Source organism: Helicobacter sp. T3_23-1059, from assembly GCF_053654515.1.
The window spans coordinates 1-3,504 of record NZ_JBSIUV010000100.1 but is presented as its reverse complement, the minus strand read 5'-3'; the positions used below and the strand labels follow the sequence as shown (position 1 = coordinate 3,504).

Annotated in this window: 3 protein-coding genes; all 3 read left to right on the top strand. The window is 29.5% G+C overall.

All coding sequences use genetic code 11. The features are described 5' to 3' along the window. Positions 1 to 630: hypothetical protein (locus ACWIX0_RS13075; protein WP_454174424.1), on the top strand; the 630-nt coding region annotated here is incomplete at its 5' end. Position 631: 1 nt separating this feature from the next. Beyond that, positions 632 to 1,963, top strand: coding sequence for a hypothetical protein (locus ACWIX0_RS13070; RefSeq protein WP_454174423.1), 1,332 nt, complete (start codon positions 632 to 634; stop codon positions 1,961 to 1,963). 401 nt (positions 1,964 to 2,364) lie between these two features. Continuing rightward, positions 2,365 to 3,456 (top strand): hypothetical protein, encoded by a 1,092-nt coding sequence (locus ACWIX0_RS13065; RefSeq protein WP_454174422.1) that lies wholly within the window; start codon positions 2,365 to 2,367, stop codon positions 3,454 to 3,456. The last annotated feature ends 48 nt before the right edge of the window (positions 3,457 to 3,504 follow it).

The following is a 3,504-nucleotide window of genomic DNA, read 5'->3' as shown; positions in this document are numbered from 1 at the left end:
AATTTTATAAACAATACTAGAGAACAAAATAAAAACTATAAAAAAGATACGGATACATATATAGAATATTCCATACAATCTTTTTATGAAACCAAACAACAAAATGGCAAAAATACGAATACTCACGAGTTTTATACAAAACTTATTGAACATTTATGTAGTAAATTGGGGCTAAAAAGTATAGATATTTTGTTTGCCTCCCAAATGAATAAAAAAGAATATGGAGAATATGCAAGGAAACATAAAGACGGCGCATTAGTTGGGGGCAAGTTTGAATATTATAAAAATAATACGATTGTTATCAATAATGGATTGATAAAAAAACAGAAAATGATGCTAATGACAATTTTTCACGAAATTAGACATTATTACATAGACCAAAAAAAAATTAGCCAACCAGATGGCTTATCAAAATATGTATTAAATTCTTATGCTATATATTTTGATAACAATGATAAACTTCTAGATAGTATATTTAAAATGTTTATAAAAAAATGCAACGCGGATGATAAAAATATGGTAAATTGCGATAATAGAAAAGAACAAAATATATACGAATTACAGCCAAACGAGCGAGACCCTAGATATGTGGCAACACAGATTGTAAAAACTATATCACAAGGCAAATAAAATGAGTTCGTATGAAAAACCAGACATCAAATACTATCCATTCAATTTCAAAAAAGACAAAACGATACATCTAGGAATACAAACAAACATTGTAGCTGTTGATGATAGGGTAAAGCTGGGTTTGCATACAAGCGCAATTTTTGGCAAAATACAAGATTTTACAGCGACATTGTATCTTGGAAAAATCATCTTTAAACGCAATAAACAAAATAATATAGCTCCTATTTTTATACCTTCAACAATAACAGAAACAAACATTGAAAAATTAAATACATTTTGGTTAAACAAAATAAATTTAAATGCAAAAAAACCAAACGCAAATCAGCTTTATCTTAGCTCAATGTTAGCGTGCGAAAAAAAAAGAGGTGTAACGCAATGTTTAGTATTTGCCGATGAAAACCTTATCCCCTATCAAAAAATCCACTACTTTAGGCACAAAGATAATATCGTTTTGACAAAGGAGCAAATCATCTCATATTTTACGCAATTACACCAAGAAAACACAGAATTTATCGCAAACTACATAGAATCTATAAATAAAAATAATGGAATCAACGCATATCATTTGCATAATAGTCTTTTTGAAAATCTAACACAAAAAGGGGTTTTGCCAGAATCTATGATAAGGAGATATATCGACACTCGCGAGATTATCCGCAATAATATGCTTGATTTAATCACCCTAGATTTTCTAGCTAGAATCAATCAACCAAATCATAAAATCTTATTATATGATGAGTTGTTTTATGCGTATTTAGTGTGGAGTTTGAGAGAATTTTTGATTCCGTATTTTAGTGGTAGATTCCAAGATGAAAATCATTTACTTTTTAACGCAGGGGCATATAAAGAACATTTTGATAAAACTCTAACACACAATCAAGACGAAACAGACTATGATTATTTAATGATGAAAAATCCTTACACAAAAACAAGCCCAAACACGGAATTTATCCCAATCTTTTATCCAAATATATCGCCATTAGAATTTGAATTTGGGTATATTGAAGGGTTTGTTAGACTTAATATAATGCAATGGTCTTATAGCTATGAAGAAGAAGAAAAAATGATGAAAAAATCTAAAGGCTATAAACAAATATCCCTAAACCAACCAATAAGCCAAATCCAAAAATATGAAATATATGATATGAGTGAAAGCCAAATAGAACAAGCAAGCAAAATCACACCCTCCCCACTAGGCAAATACTATTTTGAATTAAGCGATAACAAAGGCGTATATATCGAATTTTTCCCTAGAATCTACCCTAGCATCACAAACCCTCCAAAAGGCTGGAGCAAAGAAATGATGCAAAAACTAGATTTAAAGTTAGAATAATCATAAAACTATTTTGATAAAATAACGAAAATCCCAATAAAACCTACCATATAAACAAAATCAACCTGCCTTATAAACAAAAAAAAGAAACAAAGTCAATAGGATTAAAAAAAGCAATTTAATCTAACATAACCTAAATAATAAAAATAACCTAAAATGTAAATTTAAATAAGGTATAGATTCAAATAAATCAAATGATTTAGATAATTTCGATAATCTCAATAATTCAAATAGCACAAACGATTCAAGAAGCAAGCAACACAAACAAATTCAAGCAACTAAAACAACCACAAAAGGATTCAAATAGTTAAAACAACTAATATAACCAAAACAAAAACACACAAACCAAAAGCATTCAAGTTATACCCACACATAATAACACCAAACAAAAGGCAAGCAATATGGACACACAAGATACATTCCCATTTAAACTCATCATCAAAGATTATGATTTGCTAACTCCCCTAAAAAACAAAGAGATTCAAATCACAAACATAGATTCTAAACAATGCTATGATTCTAAAATCACAACTGCAAATGGCGAAGTTATATTTGAGATTCCACAAAATGAGAGAGGGGACTTTTTTAGCGTAGAACTTATCAATGATGAGGATTATGAAATAAATCCATATTACCTCGCAAAAGAATCTAATAATGTCTATATACAATCACCACATTCACAAGAATCTCATCAAGAACCTAATCAACAATTTAACCAAAAATCTAATCAAGAATCTAATAATGTAGATTCCAATAAAACTATGAGCGAATCCAAAAACACCACAAACAAGATTCTAACACCTAATAATTATCAAAAATATCCTGCCACACTTTATTTCAAAGCAAAGATTTATTTGTATTTCAATGGATTCACACTATCAGTAATGCAAGGCAATAACGAAATAGCAAGTTATGAAGCTAGAAGTGGCACACCTCTAAGCGAAGCAACACAACCAAGCGAAAAACAAATTGCCATTTCTTACATAAATATTTCACATTCTAACAAAGACAATCATAACCCACAATCAAATCGCAACTCACAAACAAACCACAATGCACAACTTAATCATAACCCACAAGCAAACAATGATTCTCAAATAGCGTATTTTTATTATGATAAAGAGCATTGCGATAAAGAACACGGCGCAATAAAAGAGGGAACATACTTTATAAATATCCACAACATTATCAAAAATAACTCTCCCATAGAATCAAAAGAATCTAATTATCCATTTAGTATAGGTAGGCGATGGGGAAACTATAATATGCCTATTTATACAGATGAACAATGTAATTCACAAGGCACAAAGCCATATTTTTTGTATCAAGTATATAATGATGAATTTGGTAGCGCAGGAAGCATAGGAGTAATAGACAAAGAAATATTTGAACGATTGTTGTTTCTAAAAGAATGCGAAAATGGCATAATAATGCTAAAAGTAGCCTATCTTAATGCTATAAAAGGTAGCATAAGGTTTATCCAAGAAACTTAAGATAATATTTTAAAATAGTATTTTTAAAATATTATCTTAAAAGTACTA

Excerpts from the sequence above, each read along its gene's own strand:
- ACWIX0_RS13065 (WP_454174422.1), top strand. The coding sequence starts at position 2,365 with ATGGACACACAAGATACATTCCCATTTAAACTCATCATCAAAGATTAT.
- ACWIX0_RS13070 (WP_454174423.1), top strand. The coding sequence starts at position 632 with ATGAGTTCGTATGAAAAACCAGACATCAAATACTATCCATTCAATTTC.